Raw genomic sequence first — 17,489 nt, forward strand, 5'->3', positions numbered from 1 at the left:
ATTATCATATAGGGATGATTTTCCACTGGCTAGGGTAGGGTTGGCTGAAAAACCAGCAGAAAAAGGCAGTATAATCATCTTTATTGGCATAAAGTTCAGCACGGACTTGCACTTGTGTGCGCGGGCAAATAGAGTTAAAGAGTGAATGTTTGCCGCGGTGGCAATGTATTGGAACAACAGAGATAGCAATGATGCAGGATTTGCGTCTGATATTAATCGTTGTTGGCGCGATCGCCATAATAGCGCTGTTATTGCACGGTCTGTGGACCAGTCGCAAAGAACGGTCAGCGCTCTTCCGCGATCGCCCAGCCAAACGTTCCCAAAAGGAACGTGAACAAACTCCGATCGACGATCTCGAAGAAGGCGTCGGTGAGGTGCGCGTACGCGCCGCTCACCCGCAAGACGAGCCGTCATTCGGCCATTTCGATGCCGCACGCGAAGAACCCGTGGCCGCGCCGAAGCCCGCTCCGGCGGCTGCGCCTGCGCCCCGCGCCGTTCAGCCGACTGCTCATCAGACGCCGCCTCCGCTGTCTCAGCGGCCGGAGTACGATGACATCCTGCTGAACAACTACGCGCCGGACGAAGAACCGGCCGAACCGCAGCAACCGCAACCGGCCGCGCGCCGTGAGCCGCGCGTCGACGATCTGCCGCATGAACATGAGGCGCCGCAGGGGGCTGAACCGGCATTCCACGCCGAGCCGGCCCCTGTGCAGCCCGCGCCGGAAGTGAAGCCGGCGCAGGAGCCTGCGCCACAGCCACAACAGCCGGCGGCTGCGCCAATTCAGGCCAAGCTGAAAGAGACCGTGCTGGTGCTGCACGTCGCGGCCCATCAGGGCGGCGTAATCGGCGGCGAAGTGCTGCTGCAGAGCGTGTTGCAGGCGGGCTTCCAGTTTGGCGAGATGGGCATCTTCCACCGCCATATCAGCCCGGCCGGCAGCGGCCCGGTGCTGTTCAGCCTGGCGAACATGGTCAAGCCGGGGTCGTTCGATCCTGACATGATGTCCGACTTCTCCACACCGGGCGTGTCGATGTTCATGATGGTGCCGTCTTACGGCGACGCCAATCAGAACTTCAAGCTGATGCTGCAGTCGGCACAGCGCATCGCCGACGACGTGGGCGGCGTGGTGCTGGACGACGAGCGTCGCATGATGACGCCGCAGAAGCTGGAAACCTACAAAGCGCGTATCCGTGAAGTGTTGGAAAACAACGCCTGACCGGATTGCCGCGCGCACTGAACATCCGTAACAACAAAGCCCCCGCTAGCCGGGGGTTTTTTATCTTTGATGGTGAGCCATGGAATCGATAATCCAACAAATCAATCAACTACGAGCCACACTGCGCCATCATGAATACCAGTATCATGTGCTGGATGCGCCGGAAGTGCCGGATGCGGAATATGACCGCCTGATGCGCGAGCTGCGCGAGCTGGAGAGCGCGCATCCGGAGCTGATCACCGCCGATTCGCCGACCCAGCGCGTGGGCGCGGCGCCGCTGGCGGCGTTCGACCAGGTGCGTCACGAAGTGCCGATGCTGTCGCTGGACAACGTGTTTGACGAAGAGAGCTTCCTGGCGTTTTACAAGCGCGTGCAGGACAGGCTCAAAAGCAGCGATCCGCTGACCTTCTGCTGCGAGCTGAAGCTGGACGGCCTGGCGGTCAGCCTGCTGTATGAAGACGGCGAGCTGGTGCGCGCGGCGACGCGCGGCGACGGCACCACCGGCGAGAACATCACCTCCAACGTGCGCACCATTCGCGCCATCCCGCTGCGCCTGACCGGCGACAACATCCCGCGCCGGCTGGAAGTGCGTGGCGAAGTGTTCATGCCGCAGGCCGGGTTTGAACAGATGAACGAAGAAGCCCGGCGCAAAGACGGCAAGGTATTCGCCAACCCGCGCAACGCCGCCGCCGGCTCGCTGCGCCAGCTCGATCCGCGCATTACCGCCAAACGCCCGCTGACCTTCTTCTGCTATGGCGTTGGCCTGCTGGAAGGCGGCGAGCTGCCGCGCAGCCACTTTGAGCGCCTGATGCAGTTCAAGGCCTGGGGCTTGCCGGTCAGCGATCGCGCCCAGCGCCGCACCGGCAGCGAGGAAGTGCTGGCGTTCTATCGCCAGGTTGAGCAGGACCGCGCACAGCTCGGTTTCGATATTGACGGCGTGGTGATCAAGATTGACGACATCGATCTGCAGGAAACGCTGGGCTTCGTGGCGCGTGCGCCGCGCTGGGCGACGGCGTTCAAATTCCCGGCGCAGGAGCAGATCACCGTGGTGCGCGAAGTGGAGTTTCAGGTTGGCCGCACCGGCGCGATTACGCCGGTGGCGCGCCTTGAGCCGGTGCTGGTGGCCGGGGTGACCGTCAGCAACGCCACCTTGCACAACGCCGATGAAATTGAGCGGTTGGGGCTGCGCATCGGCGATACGGTGATCGTGCGCCGCGCCGGCGACGTGATCCCGCAGGTGGTGGGCGTGCTGGAAGACCGCCGGCCACAGGATGCGCGCGAAGTGGTGTTCCCGCTGCACTGTCCGGTGTGCGGCTCCGACGTTGAGCGCGTGGAAGGCGAGGCCGTGGCGCGTTGCACCGGCGGTCTTATCTGCGGCGCGCAGCGCAAAGAGGCGTTGAAGCATTTCGTTTCCCGCCGCGCGCTGGACGTTGAAGGTATGGGCGACAAGATCATCGAGCAGCTGGTGGACAAGGAGTACGTGAAGAACCCGGCCGATCTGTTCCGCCTGTCCGCCGGCATTCTGACCGGCCTGGATCGCATGGGGCCGAAATCGGCGCAGAATCTGGTCAACGCGCTGGAGAAATCCAAGCAGACCACCTTCGCTCGCTTCCTGTATGCGCTCGGCATTCGCGAGGTCGGTGAAGCGACCGCCGCCAACCTGGCCGCGCATTTCGGTTCGCTGGAGAAGCTGTTCGCCGCCGACATTGAGGCGCTGAAAGAGGTGCCGGATGTCGGCGAAGTGGTGGCCAAACACACCCGCAATTTCCTCGATGAAGCGCTCAATCAGCAGGTGATCAACGAGCTGGTGGGCGCCGAGATCGGCATCCGCTGGCCGGCGCCGGTGGTGGTGGTGGCGGAAGAGATAGACAGCCCGTTCGCCGGCAAAACCGTGGTGCTGACCGGCTCGCTGAGCCAGCTGTCGCGCGACGAGGCCAAAGATCGCCTGACGGCGCTGGGCGCCAAGGTCAGCGGCAGCGTGTCGAAGAAAACCGACCTGGTGATCGCCGGCGAGGCGGCCGGCTCCAAGCTGGCGAAGGCGCAGGAGCTGGGTATCGCCGTGATCGACGAAGCGGAAATGATCCGCCTGCTGGGTGAGTGATGGAAAAAGAAAACCTGCTGGAGATCGCCAATACCGTGATGCCGTTCGGCAAGTACCAGGGGCGGGTGCTGATCGATCTGCCCGAAGAGTACCTGCTGTGGTTCGCCCGCAAGGGTGAATTCCCCAAAGGCAAGCTCGGCATGCTGATGGAGATGACGCTGGCGATTAAAATCGAAGGGCTTGACCACCTGGTCAAGCCGCTGAAGAAAAGCTGAACTGACGGGCCTCGGCCCGTCTTTTTTTTTTACCCGCGCGACGCCTGCGCGTTGGCGTTGGGCACTGCCTGTTGTGCCCGCTGCTTGCGCTGATACCTTTTGGCCAGCACTGCACAGGTCATCAACTGCACCTGATGGAACACCATCAGCGGCAGCACCATGATCCCCACCGTCGCCGTCGAGAACAGGATATTGGCCATCGGAATGCCGTTCGCCAGGCTCTTCTTCGAACCGCAGAATACGATGGTGATCTCGTCCGCTTTGCTGAACCCCAGCCAGCGCGCCATGTAAGTGTTTACCACTAGCACGATCGCCAGCAGCACGATGCTGCCGCCGACGATAAACGCCAGTGAGCCCATCCCTACCTGATGCCAGATGCCGTGCGTCACCGCCTCGCTGAAGGCGGCGTACACCACCAGCAGAATCGAGGTCTGATCGGTTTTACCGATAAGCGGCCGATGGCGTTCGATCCAGCCGCCGATCAGCGGCCGCAGCAGGTGACCGGCGACGAACGGCACCAGCAGCTGCAGCACGATCGAGCCCACCTGCCGCAGGCTGCCGGTATCGCCGTGCACATTCATCAGCAGGCCGACCAGCAGCGGCGACACGAAGATCCCCAGCAGGCTGGAAGCGGAGGCGCTGCACACCGCCGCCGCCACGTTGCCGCCCGCCAGCGAGGTGAAGGCGATGGCCGACTGCACGGTGGCCGGCAGGATGCACAGGTAGATAAAACCGGCGTACAGCTCGGGGCTGACGTCGATCGGCGCCCACCAGGCGAACAGCATGCCCAGCGCCGGAAAAATGATGAAGGTGCTGCACATCACCCACAGATGCAGCCGCCAGTTGTTGCTGCCGGCCAGGATGGCCTCGCGCGACAGCTTGGCGCCGTGCATGAAGAACAGCAGGGCGATGGCGGCGATGGTCAGGGCGTTGAGCCAGCCGACGAACTCGCCGCGCGCCGGCAGGAACGACGCCAGCAGCACGGTAGCGATCAGCGTCAGGGTAAAACGATCGGGCAGAAATCTCATGGCGGTGCGCTCAGGGTAGAAAATCGATGGGGCTATTCTCCCGCGCGGACATATAATAATTAAATTGATTTATTTAATTCATATATGAATAAAACACATGAATTATTCACTCAAACAGCTGCGGGTGTTCGTCGCCATCGCCCGCCACGGCAGCTTCAGCCGCGCCGGTGAGGCGATCGGCCTGACGCAATCGGCGGTCAGCCACAGCGTGAAAGAGCTGGAAGCGGAGGTCGGCGTTCGCCTGCTGGATCGCACCACGCGTGAAGTGGTGTTGACCGATGCCGGCCTGCGGCTGGCCAACCGGGTCGAACGGTTGCTGGACGAGCTGCAGACCACTCTGCTGGATGTGCGCAGCTTTGGCGTACAGCGCAGCGGTACGGTGCGGGTGGCGACGAGCCAGACCATTTCCGCCCATCTGATGCCGCAGTGCATCGCCGCCGGCGAGCGTGAATACCCGGAGATCCGCATCATGCTGCGCGATCAGGCGCAGCAGCAGGTGCTGCACAGCGTGCGTAACGCCGAGGTGGATTTCGGTATCGTGGTCGATCCGGTGCAGGCGGTGGATCTGGAGTGCGAAGCGGTGCTGCATGAACCGTTTCTGCTGCTGTGCCGCGACGATCACCCGTTTGCTGAGCAGCAAGAGGTGCGTTGGTCGGCGCTAAACGGCTGCCGCCTGGTGTTGCAGGACTATGCGTCGGGCAGCCGGCCGCTGATCGACAGTGCGCTGAGACAGCAGGGCGTGGAGGCGCAGGTGGTGCAGGAAATCGGCCATCCGGCCACGTTGTTCCCGATGGTGGCGGAGGGGATTGGCATCAGCATTTTCCCGGCGTTGGCGCTGCCGTTGCCGGAAGGGGGGCGGCTCCGGGTGCGGCGGCTGGTGCCGGAAATTAACCGCGCGCTGATGCTGGTGCGGCGCAAGAACCGCTCACTGACGCCGGCGGCGGAGGCCATCTGGCAGGTGGCGCGTCAGCAGGCGGCGCTGCTGCACCAGCGCCGGCGGGAAAACGCGGAATATTGACTCAGATATAGACATCCACGGCGTTGAGCGGCGTTGGGCGGTTTACGCCGTCGCCGGATTTCGCCGCGGCTTTTTCCATTTGCTCCTGCTGCTGCTTTTCCATTTCTTCTTTCTGGATGCGTGCGATCTCGGCCTGCAACATCTTGATCTGCGCTTCGATCAGCTGCTTCTGCTTTTCGATCTCTTTGGGATCGGCGTCGGAATCCTTCAGTTCCACCAGCTTTTGCTGCAGCGCCTGAATCTGCCGGTTCAGCGCCTTGATGCGGGCCGAGGCGCGGCTTTCATTGAGGTTGACCGGTTCGTCATTGCCGTTGGCGCGTTCGTTTTTCTCCATCTTGCCGCCTTGCGGCTGGTTGTTGACCGGTTTGGCCATCAGCAATTCGCCCTGATGGCCCGGCGCGCTGAACACGTTGCTGACGCCGGGAACGGTATTTTTGATCGGTACGATCATGGTGATGGTGGTCGACATGAATGCTCTCCCTGAGTCGGTATATCGCTGTTCAGGGTATCGGCAGCGGCGGCTAAATCTTTACCTGCTGCAGACGCGGCCAGCGCAGCAGCCAGCCTTTGTCGAGCACCCGCTGGGCATAGGCCGTGCGATCGCCATTTTTCACGTTGAAGGTAATGGTGTCGTTGAACAGCGCCGCGAGCCCGAAAGGGGCGACCAGCGTGATGCTGTCGTCGGCGTTCAGGCGCGCGCCGATCGCCGTTTCCACTTCGGTCCAGAAGCTGATGGCCTCTTCGCTGTTGCGGTAGGGCGCGCGGCCGCTGCGCAGGTGCATGCGCGCCTGGTTCTTGACCGACCAAGGTCGCGGCAGCCACTGTTGCAGCCGCGCCTCCAGCATGCGATCGCGTTCGGCGTCCGCACGCTCCGCATCGAAGTGGATCACGTCGATATCGTTGAGCGGCGTGGGCTCCGTATAGCCATGGCGGCGATCCCACACCAGATTGCGCACAAAGCCTGCGCCGAGGCACCAGTCATTCAGGCCGAGCCGGCGCACGGTGCGCAGGGCGGCCATGCGTGCGTTATCTTGTTGCAGCCAGTCGATAATTTGCCGTTGCGGATCCATCACCCCTCCTGTTTTCGCGGCTACTGTAACCCGAAGCGGCAACGGGTGAAATGGGGGAAAGCGTGATGGTGGCGATCGCGTGCAAAATAATTTTCTTTTCCCACTGACTACACTTGGTGCAGGGCTTTTATCTCGTCACGCAGGGCAAGGGAGGGGGCTATGTTTCAGGCAACGGTGGGCCAACGCGGCTATCGCTTTGGCGATCTGCGCCAGCTGATGGCGAAAGCATCGCCGGCGCGTTCCGGCGATTATCTGGCGGAGGTGGCGGCGGAGAGCGCCGAAGAGCGCATGGCGGCGCGCATCGCGCTGGCGGATGTGCCGCTCAAGGCGTTCCTGCAGCAGGTGCTGGTGCCGTACGAACAGGACGAGGTGACGCGCCTGATTATCGACAGCCACGACGCCGCCGCCTTTGAGCCCATCTCGCACCTCACGGTCGGCGATTTTCGCGACTGGCTGCTGAGCGAGCAGGCGGACAGCGCCATGCTGGCGCAGGTGGCCGCCGGCATTACGCCGGAGATGGCGGCAGCGGTAAGCAAGATCATGCGCAATCAGGATCTGATCCTGGTGGCGAAGAAATGCCGGGTGGTGACGCGCTTTCGCAATACGATTGGCCTGCCGGGCCACCTCAGCGTGCGGCTGCAGCCCAATCACCCGACCGACAGCCTGCAGGGCATCGCCGCCAGCATGCTGGACGGTCTGCTGTACGGCAGCGGCGACGCGGTGGTCGGCATCAACCCGGCCAGCGACAGCCTGCCGCTGCTGGAAAAGCTCAACTACATGCTGGACGACGTGATCCAGCGCTTCGCCATACCCACCCAATCCTGCGTGCTGACCCACGTGACCAACACGCTGCGGCTGATGGAGCGCGGCACGCCGGTGGATCTGGTGTTTCAGTCGATCGCCGGTACCGAAGCGGCCAATCGCGGTTTCGGCATCAGCCTGGCGCTGCTGGCGGAAGCGCAGCAGGCGGCGCTGAGCCTCAGGCGCGGCACGCTGGGCGATAACGTGATGTATTTCGAAACCGGGCAGGGCAGTTGCCTGTCCGCCAACGCGCATCACGGCGTCGATCAGCAGACCTGTGAGGCGCGCGCCTATGCGGTGGCGCGCCATTTCTCGCCGCTGCTGATCAATACCGTGGTGGGGTTTATCGGCCCCGAATACCTGTATGACGGCAAACAAATTATCCGCGCCGGGCTGGAGGATCATTTCTGCGGCAAGCTGCTCGGCCTGCCGCTGGGCTGCGACGTCTGCTACACCAACCATGCCGAAGCCGATCAGGACGACATGGACACGCTGCTGACGCTGTTGGCCGCCGCCGGGCTGACGTTCCTGATCGGCGTGCCGGGCGCGGACGACATCATGCTCAACTACCAAAGCACCTCGTTCCACGACGCGCTCTATATCCGCGAACTGCTGGGGCTGAAGCACGCGCCGGAGTTCGCCGCCTGGCTGGCGGCGATGAACATCACCGACGAGCGCGGGCGGCTGCGCGACGCCGCCGCCAATCACCCGCTGTTGCTGGCGCTGCAGGGAGAACGCACATGAGCAAACCGGTTCACGTCAACAGTTGGGACTCGCTGCGCGCCTTTACCGACGCGCGCATCGCGTTGGGGCGCACCGGCGCCAGCCTGCCGACCGACGAGCTGCTGCGCTTCGGCCTGGCCCATGCCCAGGCGCGCGACGCGGTGCATCAGCCTTTCGACAGCGAACGGCTGGCGGCGGATCTGCACGATGCCGGTTGGCCCACGCTGGCGGTGCACAGCCAGGCCGCCGACCGCGCCGCCTATCTGCGCCGTCCGGATCTGGGGCGGCGATTGGCGCCGGACAGCCGCCGCCTGCTGCTCGGCGTGCCGCCGCGCCGGACCGATCTGCTGCTGGTGGTGGCGGACGGCCTTTCTTCCAAGGCGGTGCACCGCCAGGCATTGCCGCTGCTGCAGGCGCTGCGGCCCTATCTCGATACATTGGGGCTGGCGATCGCGCCGGTGGTGTTGGCGCATCAGGCGCGAGTGGCGCTGGGGGATGAGATCGGCGAGTGCCTGCAGACCCGGGCGGTGGCGGTGCTGATCGGCGAACGGCCGGGGCTGTCGTCGCCGGACAGCCTGGGCATTTATTTGACCTGGGAGCCGAATGCGCGCAGAACGGACGCCGAGCGTAACTGCATCTCCAACGTGCGGCCGGAGGGGCTGGATTACCCGCAGGCGGCGTTCCGTCTGGCCTGGCTGCTGGAGCAGGCGTTCCAGCGGCGGCTGAGCGGCATCGAGCTGAAGGACGAGAGCGACAATCCGGCGCTGCACAACCGGGTGACACCGCTTTACCCCCAGTTGGGCGGCTGACCGAGGGTTTGCTGCAGCAGGGCGGTGAAGGCCGCCAGCCGGGCGGACACCTTCGCCATCGGGCGCAGCAGATAGATGCCTTGCTGCTCATGGCGCGGATCTTCGAGCATCTGAACCAGTTGCCCATTCTGCACGTCTGGCCCCACCACCCAGTTGGGCAGGAAGGCGATGCCGAGGCCGAGCTGCGCCGCCTGGCGCTGCGCGGTGAAGTCGTCGCAGCGCAGCGCCATGGTGCAGCGGCTCATCAGCGCCGCGTCGAGGATCTGCGCCCAGCAGGCCGGCTGCTGTTTGTGGTAGCGGGCGATCAGCCGATGCTGCGGCAACGCTTCCAGATCGCTCGGCAGGCCATAGCGGGCGACGTAGGCGGGGCTGGCGCACATCACCCAGCGTTGGGTGGCGATACGGCTGGCGTACAGCGCGCTGTCCTTCTGTTCGCCGATGCGGAGGGCGGCGTCCAGCCGTTCCTGCGTCGGATCGGTCTGGCGTTCGGTCAGATCGAGATCGATAGACAGCTGAGGATAGCGTTCCGCCAGCGTCGGCAGCAGCGGCAGCACATAGGTTTTGCCGAAGGTCGGCAGGCAGCTGATGCGCAGCGTGCCCTGCGGCGTTTCGTTCAGCGCGTTCAGCTCGGCGTGAATGCCGGTAATGTCCGTCATCAGCGCGGCTGCGCGCGTCAGCAGCAGCTCGCCGGCGTCGGTCAGCAGCAGCCCACGGGTGGAGCGGACGAACAGCGTGGCGCCGAGCGCGCTTTCCAGGGCGTCGATATGGCGCACCAGCGAGGAGGGCACCATGCCCAGCCGGCGAGCGGCGGCGGAAAAGCTGCCCAGGCGGGCCACGTCGAGAAAAATCGGCAGATGTTCAACATAACGGGCGTCATTCATTTTTGCATTATATGCAAAAGCGTTTCTTATGAATACCCGCTTCTCTGTCGGCGGCGCTGCGGCTACTCTGGCTGCGGGTTGACGACGGGCTTCAACGCCGCCTTATCCCGGCCGTATAGAGAGAAAACGCATAAACCTCGCGGCGCTTAGCACTAAATAACAGATGTTTTTCCCAGGCTGCATGAGCCGCCTGCGGAGTTGATTGTCGCTCCAACACCAGATTAACCGTTCAATTTGATATCCGACTTGGCATTAATGATTAGTGAGCCTTTACTTTCACACGTCATGCCGTGGGTTCTGGATATCGGCCGGCCAGCCGTGCCGGTTTTTTTGTCGCCTTAGGCTGAATCGTTCCAACTGATGAACGCGCCTTGGGGGGCATCTTGGCCCACCGTCGGTGGGTCTTTTGAACGCGCGGAATCGCGATCCCGCGCTGGTGGAGGAGTGAGTCATGAACGAAAAACACGGGTGTTCCTGTGCGCGCCATTTGGCGCAGGGTTTTGCCAGGCAGTCGATCAACGCCGGGGAGGGCGAAATCTATCAAATCTCGCTGATGAGCGCGCTCATCGACGGGGTCTACGAGGGTGAAACCACCATTGCCGAGTTGCTCAAACACGGTGATTTCGGCCTCGGCACCTTCAATCACCTGGACGGCGAACTGATCGCTTTCGACCAGGAAATACACCAGCTGCGCGCCGACGGCAGCGCCCGCCCAGCCGGTTTGCAACAGAAAACCCCTTTCGCCGTCGTCACCTTTTTCCAGCCCAGTATCAGCCAGCAGTTCGACCGGCCGATCACCAAGGCGCAGCTGCACCAGTGCATCGATGAACAGGTCGCCTCGCCGAACCTGTTTTGCGCGGTGCGGGTCGACGGTGAGTTCAGCCACGTGGAAACCCGCACCGTGCCGCGTCAGGAACGGCCCTATCGCCCGATGCTGGAAGCGATAGAAGAGCAGCCGACCTTCTCGTTTCATCAACGGCGCGGCACGCTGGTCGGCTTCCGCTCGCCGGATTACATGCAGGGCATCGGCGTGGCCGGCTATCACGAACACTTCGTTACCGACGACCGCAGCGGCGGCGGCCACGTGCTGGATTACCAGCTCGATCACGGCCGCCTGCAGTTCGGCGTCATCACCCGTCTCAATCTTCAGTTGCCGCATGATGCGGATTTCTTGCGCGCCAACCTCTGCCCAGAGGATTTGGATCGCGCGATTCGTTCCGCCGAGGGCTAACCCCGGCGATCGTTTTCTTAGGAGGTGGAACCATGGCACAGGAAAAAACAGGCAATGACTGGCAATGCGGCGCCGATTTGGTGGTGAAAAATCTGGAAGCACAGGGCGTCAAACACGTTTTCGGCATTCCGGGCGCCAAGATCGACCGGGTGTTCGACTCGCTGGAGGACGCGCCATCGATTGAAACGGTGGTGGTGCGGCATGAGGCCAACGCGGCCTTTATGGCGGCGGCGGTCGGCCGCCTGACCGGCAAGGCCGGGGTGGCGCTGGTCACCTCCGGGCCGGGCAGCTCCAACCTGATCACCGGGCTGGCCACCGCCACCTCGGAGGGGGACGCGGTAGTGGCCTTTGGCGGGGCGGTGAAGCGCGCCGACAGCCTGAAGCAGACACACCAGAGCATGGATACCGTCAGCATGTTCCGGCCGGTGACCAAGTATTGCGCCGAAGTGCACGCCGGTTCGGCGATTTCCGAGGTGATCGCCAACGCCTTCCGCCGCGCCGAGTTCGGCCGCCCGGGAGCCTCGTTCGTCAGCCTGCCGATGGATATCGTCAATGAACCGGTCAGCGCGCCGGTGTTGGCCGGCTGCCGCTTGCCGCGCATGGGGGCCGCGGCGGCGGACGACATCCAGGCGGCGGTGAAGCTGATCCGCCAGGCCAAATGCCCGGTATTGCTGCTCGGTTTGCAGGCCAGCCGGCCGGAGAACAGCGAGGCGGTGCGCCATCTGCTGTACCGCACCCACATGCCGGTGGTCGGCACCTATCAGGCGGCGGGGGTGATTGACGTCAACCACTTCGCCCGTTTCGCCGGCCGCGTTGGCCTGTTCAACAATCAGCCGGCCGATCAGCTGTTGCAGAAGGCCGATCTGGTGGTGAGCGTCGGCTATGATCCGATCGAATACGATCCCTGCATGTGGAACAGTCATGGGCGGCTGAAACTGGTGCACATCGACGTGCTGCCGGCGGATATCGACACCTGCTATCGGCCGGACGTCGAACTGGTGGGCAACATCAGCGCCACGTTGAACATGATGACTGAAACGTTCAATGAGGCGGTCTGCGTGCCGCCGGAGGTGGAGCTGATCCTCACCGATCTCGGCCGCCAGCGCACTGAACTGGCGGAGCGCGCCGCGCGCCGCGGCGGCATGCCGATCCACCCGCTGCGCATCGTCAAGGAGCTGCAGGACATCGTCAGCGACGACGTGACGCTGTGCGTGGACATGGGCAGTTTCCACATCTGGATCGCCCGCTATCTTTACAGCTTCCGCGCCCGCCAGCTGTTGATCTCCAACGGCCAGCAAACCATGGGGGTGGCGCTGCCGTGGGCCATCGGCGCGGCGTTGGTGCGCCCCGGCGACAAGGTGGTGTCGATCTCCGGCGACGGCGGCTTCATGCAGTCGAGCATGGAGCTGGAGACCGCGGTGCGGCTGAAAAACAACATCGTGCACGTGATCTGGGTCGATAACGCCTACAACATGGTGGAGATGCAGGAAGTGAACAAATACCAGCGCAAATCCGGCGTGGAGTTCGGGCCGATTGACTTCAAGGCCTATGCGGAATCCTGCGGCGCGGTCGGTTTCGCCGTGCAGTCGGTGGACGATCTGCGGCCGATGCTGCGCAAGGCGATGGCGATCCAGGGGCCGGTGGTGGTGGCCATTCCGGTCGACTACGCCGACAACTATAAGCTGATGGCGCAGATGAACTTCAGCCAGATGATTTAATTTCATCATCGCGTGGTTTCACCGGGGCAGGCCGCTTGCGCGCCTGCCCGTTTTTATGCGCGGAATTTGTCCTTTACATCGCTAACTGCATGATTTATTGCTATCCGTTGGGCTGTTTTTTCACCACTGGGGATAGCGCAATGAAAAGAAAAGCAATAACGATCGGGCTGCTGGCGTTGGCGATTGCCGGCGGCGCGCGGGCCAATACGCTGGTCTACTGTTCTGAAGGCTCGCCGGAAGGCTTCAACCCGCAGCTGTTCACCTCCGGCACCACGGTGGATGCCAGCTCGGCGGCGATCTATAACCGGCTGGTGGATTTCAAACCCGGTACCGTCGAGCTGCAACCCAGCCTGGCGGAAAGCTGGGAGGTCAGCGAAGACGGCAAGCGCTATACCTTCCACCTGCGCAAGGGCGTGGCATTCCAGAGCAATAAATATTTTACCCCCACCCGCGATTTCAACGCGGATGACGTCATCTTCTCGTTTATGCGCCAGAAGGACGCCAACAACCCGTATCACAAGGTCTCCAACGGTGCCTACACCAACTTCGAGTCGATGGAGTTCGGCACGCTGATTGACCGGATCGTCAAGGTGGATGACCACACCGTGCGCTTTGAGCTCTCCCGCGCCGAGGCGCCGTTCGTTGCCGATCTGGGCATGTACTTCGCCACCATTTTATCGGCGGAATATGCCGACGCGATGCTGAAGGCCGGCACGCCGCAGCGGGTGGACAACGATCCGATCGGCACCGGGCCGTTCCAACTGGTGCAGTACCAGAAGGACGCAAAAATCCTCTACAAGGCGTTCGACCGCTACTGGGAAGGCAAACCGAAGATCGATCGGCTGGTGTTCTCGATCACGCCGGATGCGACGGTGCGTTACGCTAAACTGCAAAAGAACGAGTGCCAGGTGATGCCGTTCCCCAACCCGGCGGATCTGGCGCGCATGCGGCAGGACGGCAACCTGCAGGTGATGGAAAAATCCGGCCTGAATATCGGCTTCCTGGCGTTCAACACCCAGAAGAAGCCGTTGGATAACGTCAAGGTGCGCCAGGCGTTGGCGCTGGCGGTCAACAAGCCGGCGATCATCGACGCGGTGTTCCACGGTGCCGGCCAGCCGGCCAAGAATCTGCTGCCGCCGACCCAATGGGGCAGCAACGCGCAGCTTGAAGATTATCCGTATTCGCCGGAGCGGGCGAAGCAGCTGCTGCAGGAGGCCGGGCTGGGGCAGGGGTTCGATATCGATCTGTGGGCGATGCCGGTGCAGCGGCCCTATAACCCCAACGCCAAGCGCATGGCGGAGATGATCCAGGCCGATTGGGCCAAGATCGGCGTGCGCGCCAAAATCGTCACCTTCGAGTGGGGCGAGTATTTGCAGCGGATTAAAAACGGCGAGCACCAGACCGCGCTGATGGGCTGGACCACCGCCAACGGCGATCCGGACAACTTCTTCGGCCCGCTGTTCACCTGCGCTTCGCTCGGCGGCTCCAACTCGGCGAAATGGTGCTACAAACCGTTCGACCAGCTGATCCTGCAGGCGCGCGAGGAGAACGATCACGCCAAACGGGTGGCGATGTATCAGCAGGCACAGGTGGTGATGCACGATCAGATGCCGGCGCTGATGATCGCGCACTCGACCATCTTCGAACCGGTGCGCAAGGAAGTGAAAGGCTACGAGATAGACCCGTTCGGCAAACACATCTTCAAACAGGTGTCGCTGGAGAAATAACCAAGAGGCCGGGTTAACCCGGCCTTTTTCATGCCTGCGGCGCGTCGCAGTGGTAGCGGCCGCGCGGGATCACCAGCGGCGTGTGGGACAGCGGATCGTCGATGATCATGCACGGCATGCCGAACACCCGCTCCACCAGTTCGGCGGTGATGATCTCCGCCGGTTTCCCTTCCGCCACGATCTTGCCGTCGCGCATGGCGATGATGTGATCGGCATAGCGGCAGGCGTGGTTGAGATCGTGCAGCACCGCGATCAGGGTTTGACCGCGCTCGCGGTTGAGCTGGCGGAACAGATCCAGCAGTTCGATCTGGTGCGCGATGTCCAGATAGGTGGTCGGCTCATCCAGCAGTAGCAGCGGGGTTTGCTGCGCCAGCGCCATCGCCACCCAGACGCGCTGACGCTGCCCGCCGGACAGCTCGTCGACGCTGCGATCCGCCAGCTGGCTGACGTTGGTGGCCGCCATGGCGGCTTCCACCGCCTGTTTGTCGGCCTGCGTCCACTGTTTCAGCAGGCTTTGGTGCGGATAGCGGCCGCGCGACACCAGATCCGCCACGGTGATGCTGTCCGGCGCGATCGAAGTTTGCGGCAGCAGCCCAAGCTCGCGCGCCAGCACCTTGGTGGCGAAGCTGCTGATGTTCTTGCCGTCCAGCATCACCTCGCCGGCGCTGGGTTTCAGCAGGCGGCACAGGGCGCGCAACAGCGTCGATTTGCCGCAGGCGTTCGGCCCGACAATCACCGTGAAAGCGCCGTCGGGGATCGCCACGCTCAGATCGTCAGCGATGATTTTATTGTCGTAGCCCAGCTTCAGGTGCGAGGCGTGCAGGCGGTGGCTCATGGCATTATCACTCTTCATTATCTGCGGGCCTCTCGGATGAGCAGCCAAATCAGGTACAGGCCGCCGATGCAGACGGTCACAACCCCGACCGGCAGTTGGATCGGCGCGAAAAGATGTTGGGACACCACGTCGGCGCCGAGCAGCAACGCCGCGCCCATCAGCGCCGAGGAGGTCAGGGTGACCGAGGATTGGCCGGCGAGGCGACGGGCGATCTGCGGCGCCGCCAGCGCGATAAAGGAAATCGGCCCGGCGGTGGCGGTGACGGCGGCGGTGAGGGTAACGCCGAACAGCATCAGCCACAGCCGGCTGCCTTCGGCGTTAACGCCCAGCGCGCGCGCCGTGTCATCGCCCATTTCCAGCAGCTGCAGCCGTTTGCCCATCAGCAGCGCGGCCGCGGCTGCCAGCACGATGAACGCCGTGGCGGGCTGGGCTTTTTGCCAGGTCATGCCGTTGAGCGAACCGGCCTGCCACATGGCGGCGTCCATGGCGCGCTCGAGCGAGGCGGTGATGATCAGCCAGGTGTTGGTGGAGACCAGCACCGCGCTTATGGCGATGCCGACGATGATCAACCGGAAGCCGGCGATGCCTTGCCGCCAGGCCAGCAGATAGATGGCCAGCGCGGCGAGAATGCCGCCGGCCAGCGCGCCGCCGGCGATGTAATAGTAGCCGCCGTTGAACAGGGTGATGGCGATCAGCGCGCCGGTGTAAGCCCCCATGTTAAAGCCGATCACGTCCGGGCTGCCGAGCGGGTTGCGGATAATCGACTGGAAGATGGCGCCGCTCATGCCGAGCGCGGCGCCTAACAGCAGCGCCATGGCGATGCGCGGCAAGCGCCATTGGGTGACCACGGTGACCAGGTTTTTCGGCGCCTCGCCGGTCAGCGCGGCAAAAACCTGCTCCAGCGAAAGTTGCAGCGTGCCGTAGCACAGGGCGGCGACGGCCATCGCCAGACACAGCGCCAACAGTGAAAGGTTGACCAGCAGCAGGCGCAGCGGCAGGCGCCCGTTGATGACGCCGTCCGGGCGGCCGATATGCAGCGTATGCGGCAGACTCATCACAGACCCCCCAGCGTTTTCTTGCGGCGCACCAGCCAGATCAGCACCGGCGCGCCGATGAAGGCCGCCACGATGGAAACCCGCAGTTCACCGGCCGCCAGCAAGCGGCCGACCACGTCGGCGCACAGCAGTAAAATCGGTGCCAGCAGCATGGAGTAGGGCAGGATCCAGCGCTGGTCGGGGCCGACCCACCAGCGGGCGATATGCGGCACCATCAGGCCGATGAAACTGATCGGGCCGACGGTGGCGGTCGCCGCGCCGCACAGCAGCGTGATGGCGATCACCGCGATCACCTGAGTCAGCACCACGCGCGCGCCGAGTGCGATAGCCAGATCTTCCCCCATGCCGATGGTATTCAGCGGCCGGGCGATGAGCAGCGTCAGCAGGCAGCCGAGCAAAATGGCGGGGGCGGTGACCGGCAGCGTGGACAGCGTGCGGATATCCAGCGTGCCGGCCTGCCAGAAGCGCAGTTGGTCGAAGGTTTGCGGATCGATCAGCGACAGCCCGGTGGTGATGCCGAGCAGCACCGCGCCGATCGCCACGCCGGCCAGCGTCAGCCGCACCGGGTTGATGCGCCCGCCCGCTAGCGTGCCGATCAGGTAGACCAGCAGGGTGGTGAGGGCAGCGCCGGCAAAGGCGTAGGCCATGTAGCTTTCGGTGGTGGCGGCGCCGAAAAACATGATGCCGATGACCACGGCGAAGCTGGCGCCGGCGTTGATGCCGAGCACGCCGGGATCGGCCAGCGGGTTGCGCGTCAGCGCCTGGATCAGCGCGCCGGCGGCGCCGAGCGCCATGCCGGCCAGGATGCCCGCCAGCGTACGGGGCACCCGGGCATTGAGAATGATGGTGCTGTCGGAACCGCTCGCGGCGCCCTGCAGGCTGAGCCAGACGGTATGGAAGGGGATGGCTTTGGAACCCAGCATCAGGCTGGCCATGATGCACAGCAGCAACAGCGCCAAACCGATACCGAACCCGGCGATGCGTTTGAAGCCACTGGCGTAAGCTGCGTGCGGAGCGGACGAAAGCGTCCGCTCAGTCGGAGTGGGTACGTTCACACCGGTAA

General features: G+C 63.5%; 16 protein-coding genes. 9 read left to right on the forward strand and 7 right to left on the reverse strand.

Annotation, left to right across the window (positions count from 1 at the left end; all coding sequences use genetic code 11):
• The first annotated feature begins 188 nt into the window (after window positions 1–188).
• From zipA to AC2CGI_RS01475, 3 genes are all read left to right on the forward strand, one after another.
• Window positions 189–1,214 (forward strand): cell division protein ZipA, encoded by a 1,026-nt coding sequence (gene zipA, locus AC2CGI_RS01465; RefSeq protein ID WP_021505621.1) that lies wholly within the window; start codon window positions 189–191, stop codon window positions 1,212–1,214.
• 79 nt (window positions 1,215–1,293) lie between these two features.
• Entirely contained in the window at window positions 1,294–3,315 is a 2,022-nt protein-coding gene (gene ligA, locus AC2CGI_RS01470) for an NAD-dependent DNA ligase LigA (RefSeq protein ID WP_076740559.1), read from the forward strand.
• Entirely contained in the window at window positions 3,315–3,530 is a 216-nt protein-coding gene (locus AC2CGI_RS01475; RefSeq protein WP_004936441.1) for a DUF3820 family protein, read from the forward strand. The genes ligA and AC2CGI_RS01475 overlap by 1 nt, the downstream gene beginning before the upstream one ends.
• Before the next feature lie 29 nt (window positions 3,531–3,559).
• Here AC2CGI_RS01475 and AC2CGI_RS01480 read toward each other — a convergent pair whose 3' ends face one another.
• Window positions 3,560–4,558, reverse strand: coding sequence for a bile acid:sodium symporter family protein (locus AC2CGI_RS01480; protein WP_076740560.1), 999 nt, complete (start codon window positions 4,556–4,558; stop codon window positions 3,560–3,562).
• A gap of 97 nt (window positions 4,559–4,655) precedes the next feature.
• On the opposite strand from AC2CGI_RS01480, the gene AC2CGI_RS01485 reads away from it, so the two are divergent.
• Window positions 4,656–5,576: a LysR family transcriptional regulator gene (locus AC2CGI_RS01485; RefSeq protein ID WP_021505618.1), complete on the forward strand. Its 921-nt coding sequence runs from the start codon at window positions 4,656–4,658 to the stop codon at window positions 5,574–5,576.
• A 1-nt stretch (window position 5,577) separates the two neighbouring features.
• Here the strand turns inward: AC2CGI_RS01485 and AC2CGI_RS01490 are convergent, their stop codons facing one another.
• Both AC2CGI_RS01490 and AC2CGI_RS01495 read right to left on the reverse strand, forming a co-directional pair.
• Entirely contained in the window at window positions 5,578–6,045 is a 468-nt protein-coding gene (locus AC2CGI_RS01490) for a FlxA-like family protein (protein ID WP_021505617.1), read from the reverse strand.
• Between the two features lie 52 nt (window positions 6,046–6,097).
• Window positions 6,098–6,646, reverse strand: coding sequence for a nucleotidyltransferase family protein (locus AC2CGI_RS01495; protein ID WP_021505616.1), 549 nt, complete (start codon window positions 6,644–6,646; stop codon window positions 6,098–6,100).
• 159 nt (window positions 6,647–6,805) lie between these two features.
• Here AC2CGI_RS01495 and AC2CGI_RS01500 point away from each other — a divergent pair, with 159 nt between their 5' ends.
• Both AC2CGI_RS01500 and eutC read left to right on the forward strand, forming a co-directional pair.
• Complete coding sequence (locus tag AC2CGI_RS01500) at window positions 6,806–8,191, forward strand: ethanolamine ammonia-lyase subunit EutB (protein WP_015378664.1); 1,386 nt, start codon at window positions 6,806–6,808, stop codon at window positions 8,189–8,191.
• A complete protein-coding gene (gene eutC / locus AC2CGI_RS01505; protein WP_075684645.1) occupies window positions 8,188–8,979 on the forward strand; it encodes an ethanolamine ammonia-lyase subunit EutC in 792 nt (263 codons plus the stop codon). Before AC2CGI_RS01500 ends, eutC begins: the two co-directional genes overlap by 4 nt.
• On the opposite strand, the gene AC2CGI_RS01510 is transcribed toward eutC, so the two are convergent.
• Window positions 8,958–9,860: a LysR family transcriptional regulator gene (locus AC2CGI_RS01510; RefSeq protein ID WP_076740561.1), complete on the reverse strand. Its 903-nt coding sequence runs from the start codon at window positions 9,858–9,860 to the stop codon at window positions 8,958–8,960. The genes eutC and AC2CGI_RS01510 overlap by 22 nt on opposite strands.
• Before the next feature lie 451 nt (window positions 9,861–10,311).
• Between AC2CGI_RS01510 and budA the strand changes: the two genes are divergently transcribed.
• The 3 genes from budA (at window position 10,312) to AC2CGI_RS01525 (ending at window position 14,536) form a co-directional block, all read left to right on the forward strand.
• A complete protein-coding gene (budA, locus tag AC2CGI_RS01515; RefSeq protein ID WP_004936416.1) occupies window positions 10,312–11,091 on the forward strand; it encodes an acetolactate decarboxylase in 780 nt (259 codons plus the stop codon).
• Between the two features lie 32 nt (window positions 11,092–11,123).
• A complete protein-coding gene (alsS, locus tag AC2CGI_RS01520; RefSeq protein WP_004936413.1) occupies window positions 11,124–12,809 on the forward strand; it encodes an acetolactate synthase AlsS in 1,686 nt (561 codons plus the stop codon).
• A gap of 140 nt (window positions 12,810–12,949) precedes the next feature.
• Window positions 12,950–14,536, forward strand: coding sequence for an ABC transporter substrate-binding protein (locus tag AC2CGI_RS01525; protein ID WP_004936411.1), 1,587 nt, complete (start codon window positions 12,950–12,952; stop codon window positions 14,534–14,536).
• A gap of 28 nt (window positions 14,537–14,564) precedes the next feature.
• On the opposite strand, the gene AC2CGI_RS01530 is transcribed toward AC2CGI_RS01525, so the two are convergent.
• From AC2CGI_RS01530 to fepD, 3 genes are read right to left on the reverse strand one after another with little or no spacing between them, the layout of a single operon-like run.
• The gene (locus AC2CGI_RS01530) at window positions 14,565–15,371 is read right to left on the reverse strand and encodes an ABC transporter ATP-binding protein (protein ID WP_075684646.1); all 807 of its coding nucleotides are present in this window, start codon (window positions 15,369–15,371) and stop codon (window positions 14,565–14,567) included.
• Window positions 15,372–15,388: 17 nt separating this feature from the next.
• A complete protein-coding gene (gene fepG, locus AC2CGI_RS01535; RefSeq protein ID WP_004936405.1) occupies window positions 15,389–16,426 on the reverse strand; it encodes an iron-enterobactin ABC transporter permease in 1,038 nt (345 codons plus the stop codon).
• Window positions 16,426–17,481 carry a Fe(3+)-siderophore ABC transporter permease gene (gene fepD / locus AC2CGI_RS01540; RefSeq protein ID WP_015378660.1) on the reverse strand — a complete coding sequence of 352 codons (1,056 nt, stop codon included), beginning with the start codon at window positions 17,479–17,481 and terminating at the stop codon, window positions 16,426–16,428. The genes fepG and fepD overlap by 1 nt, the downstream gene beginning before the upstream one ends.
• Between the last annotated feature and the right edge of the window lie 8 nt (window positions 17,482–17,489).

Source organism: Serratia sp. LSHTC3 (genome assembly GCF_057197125.1).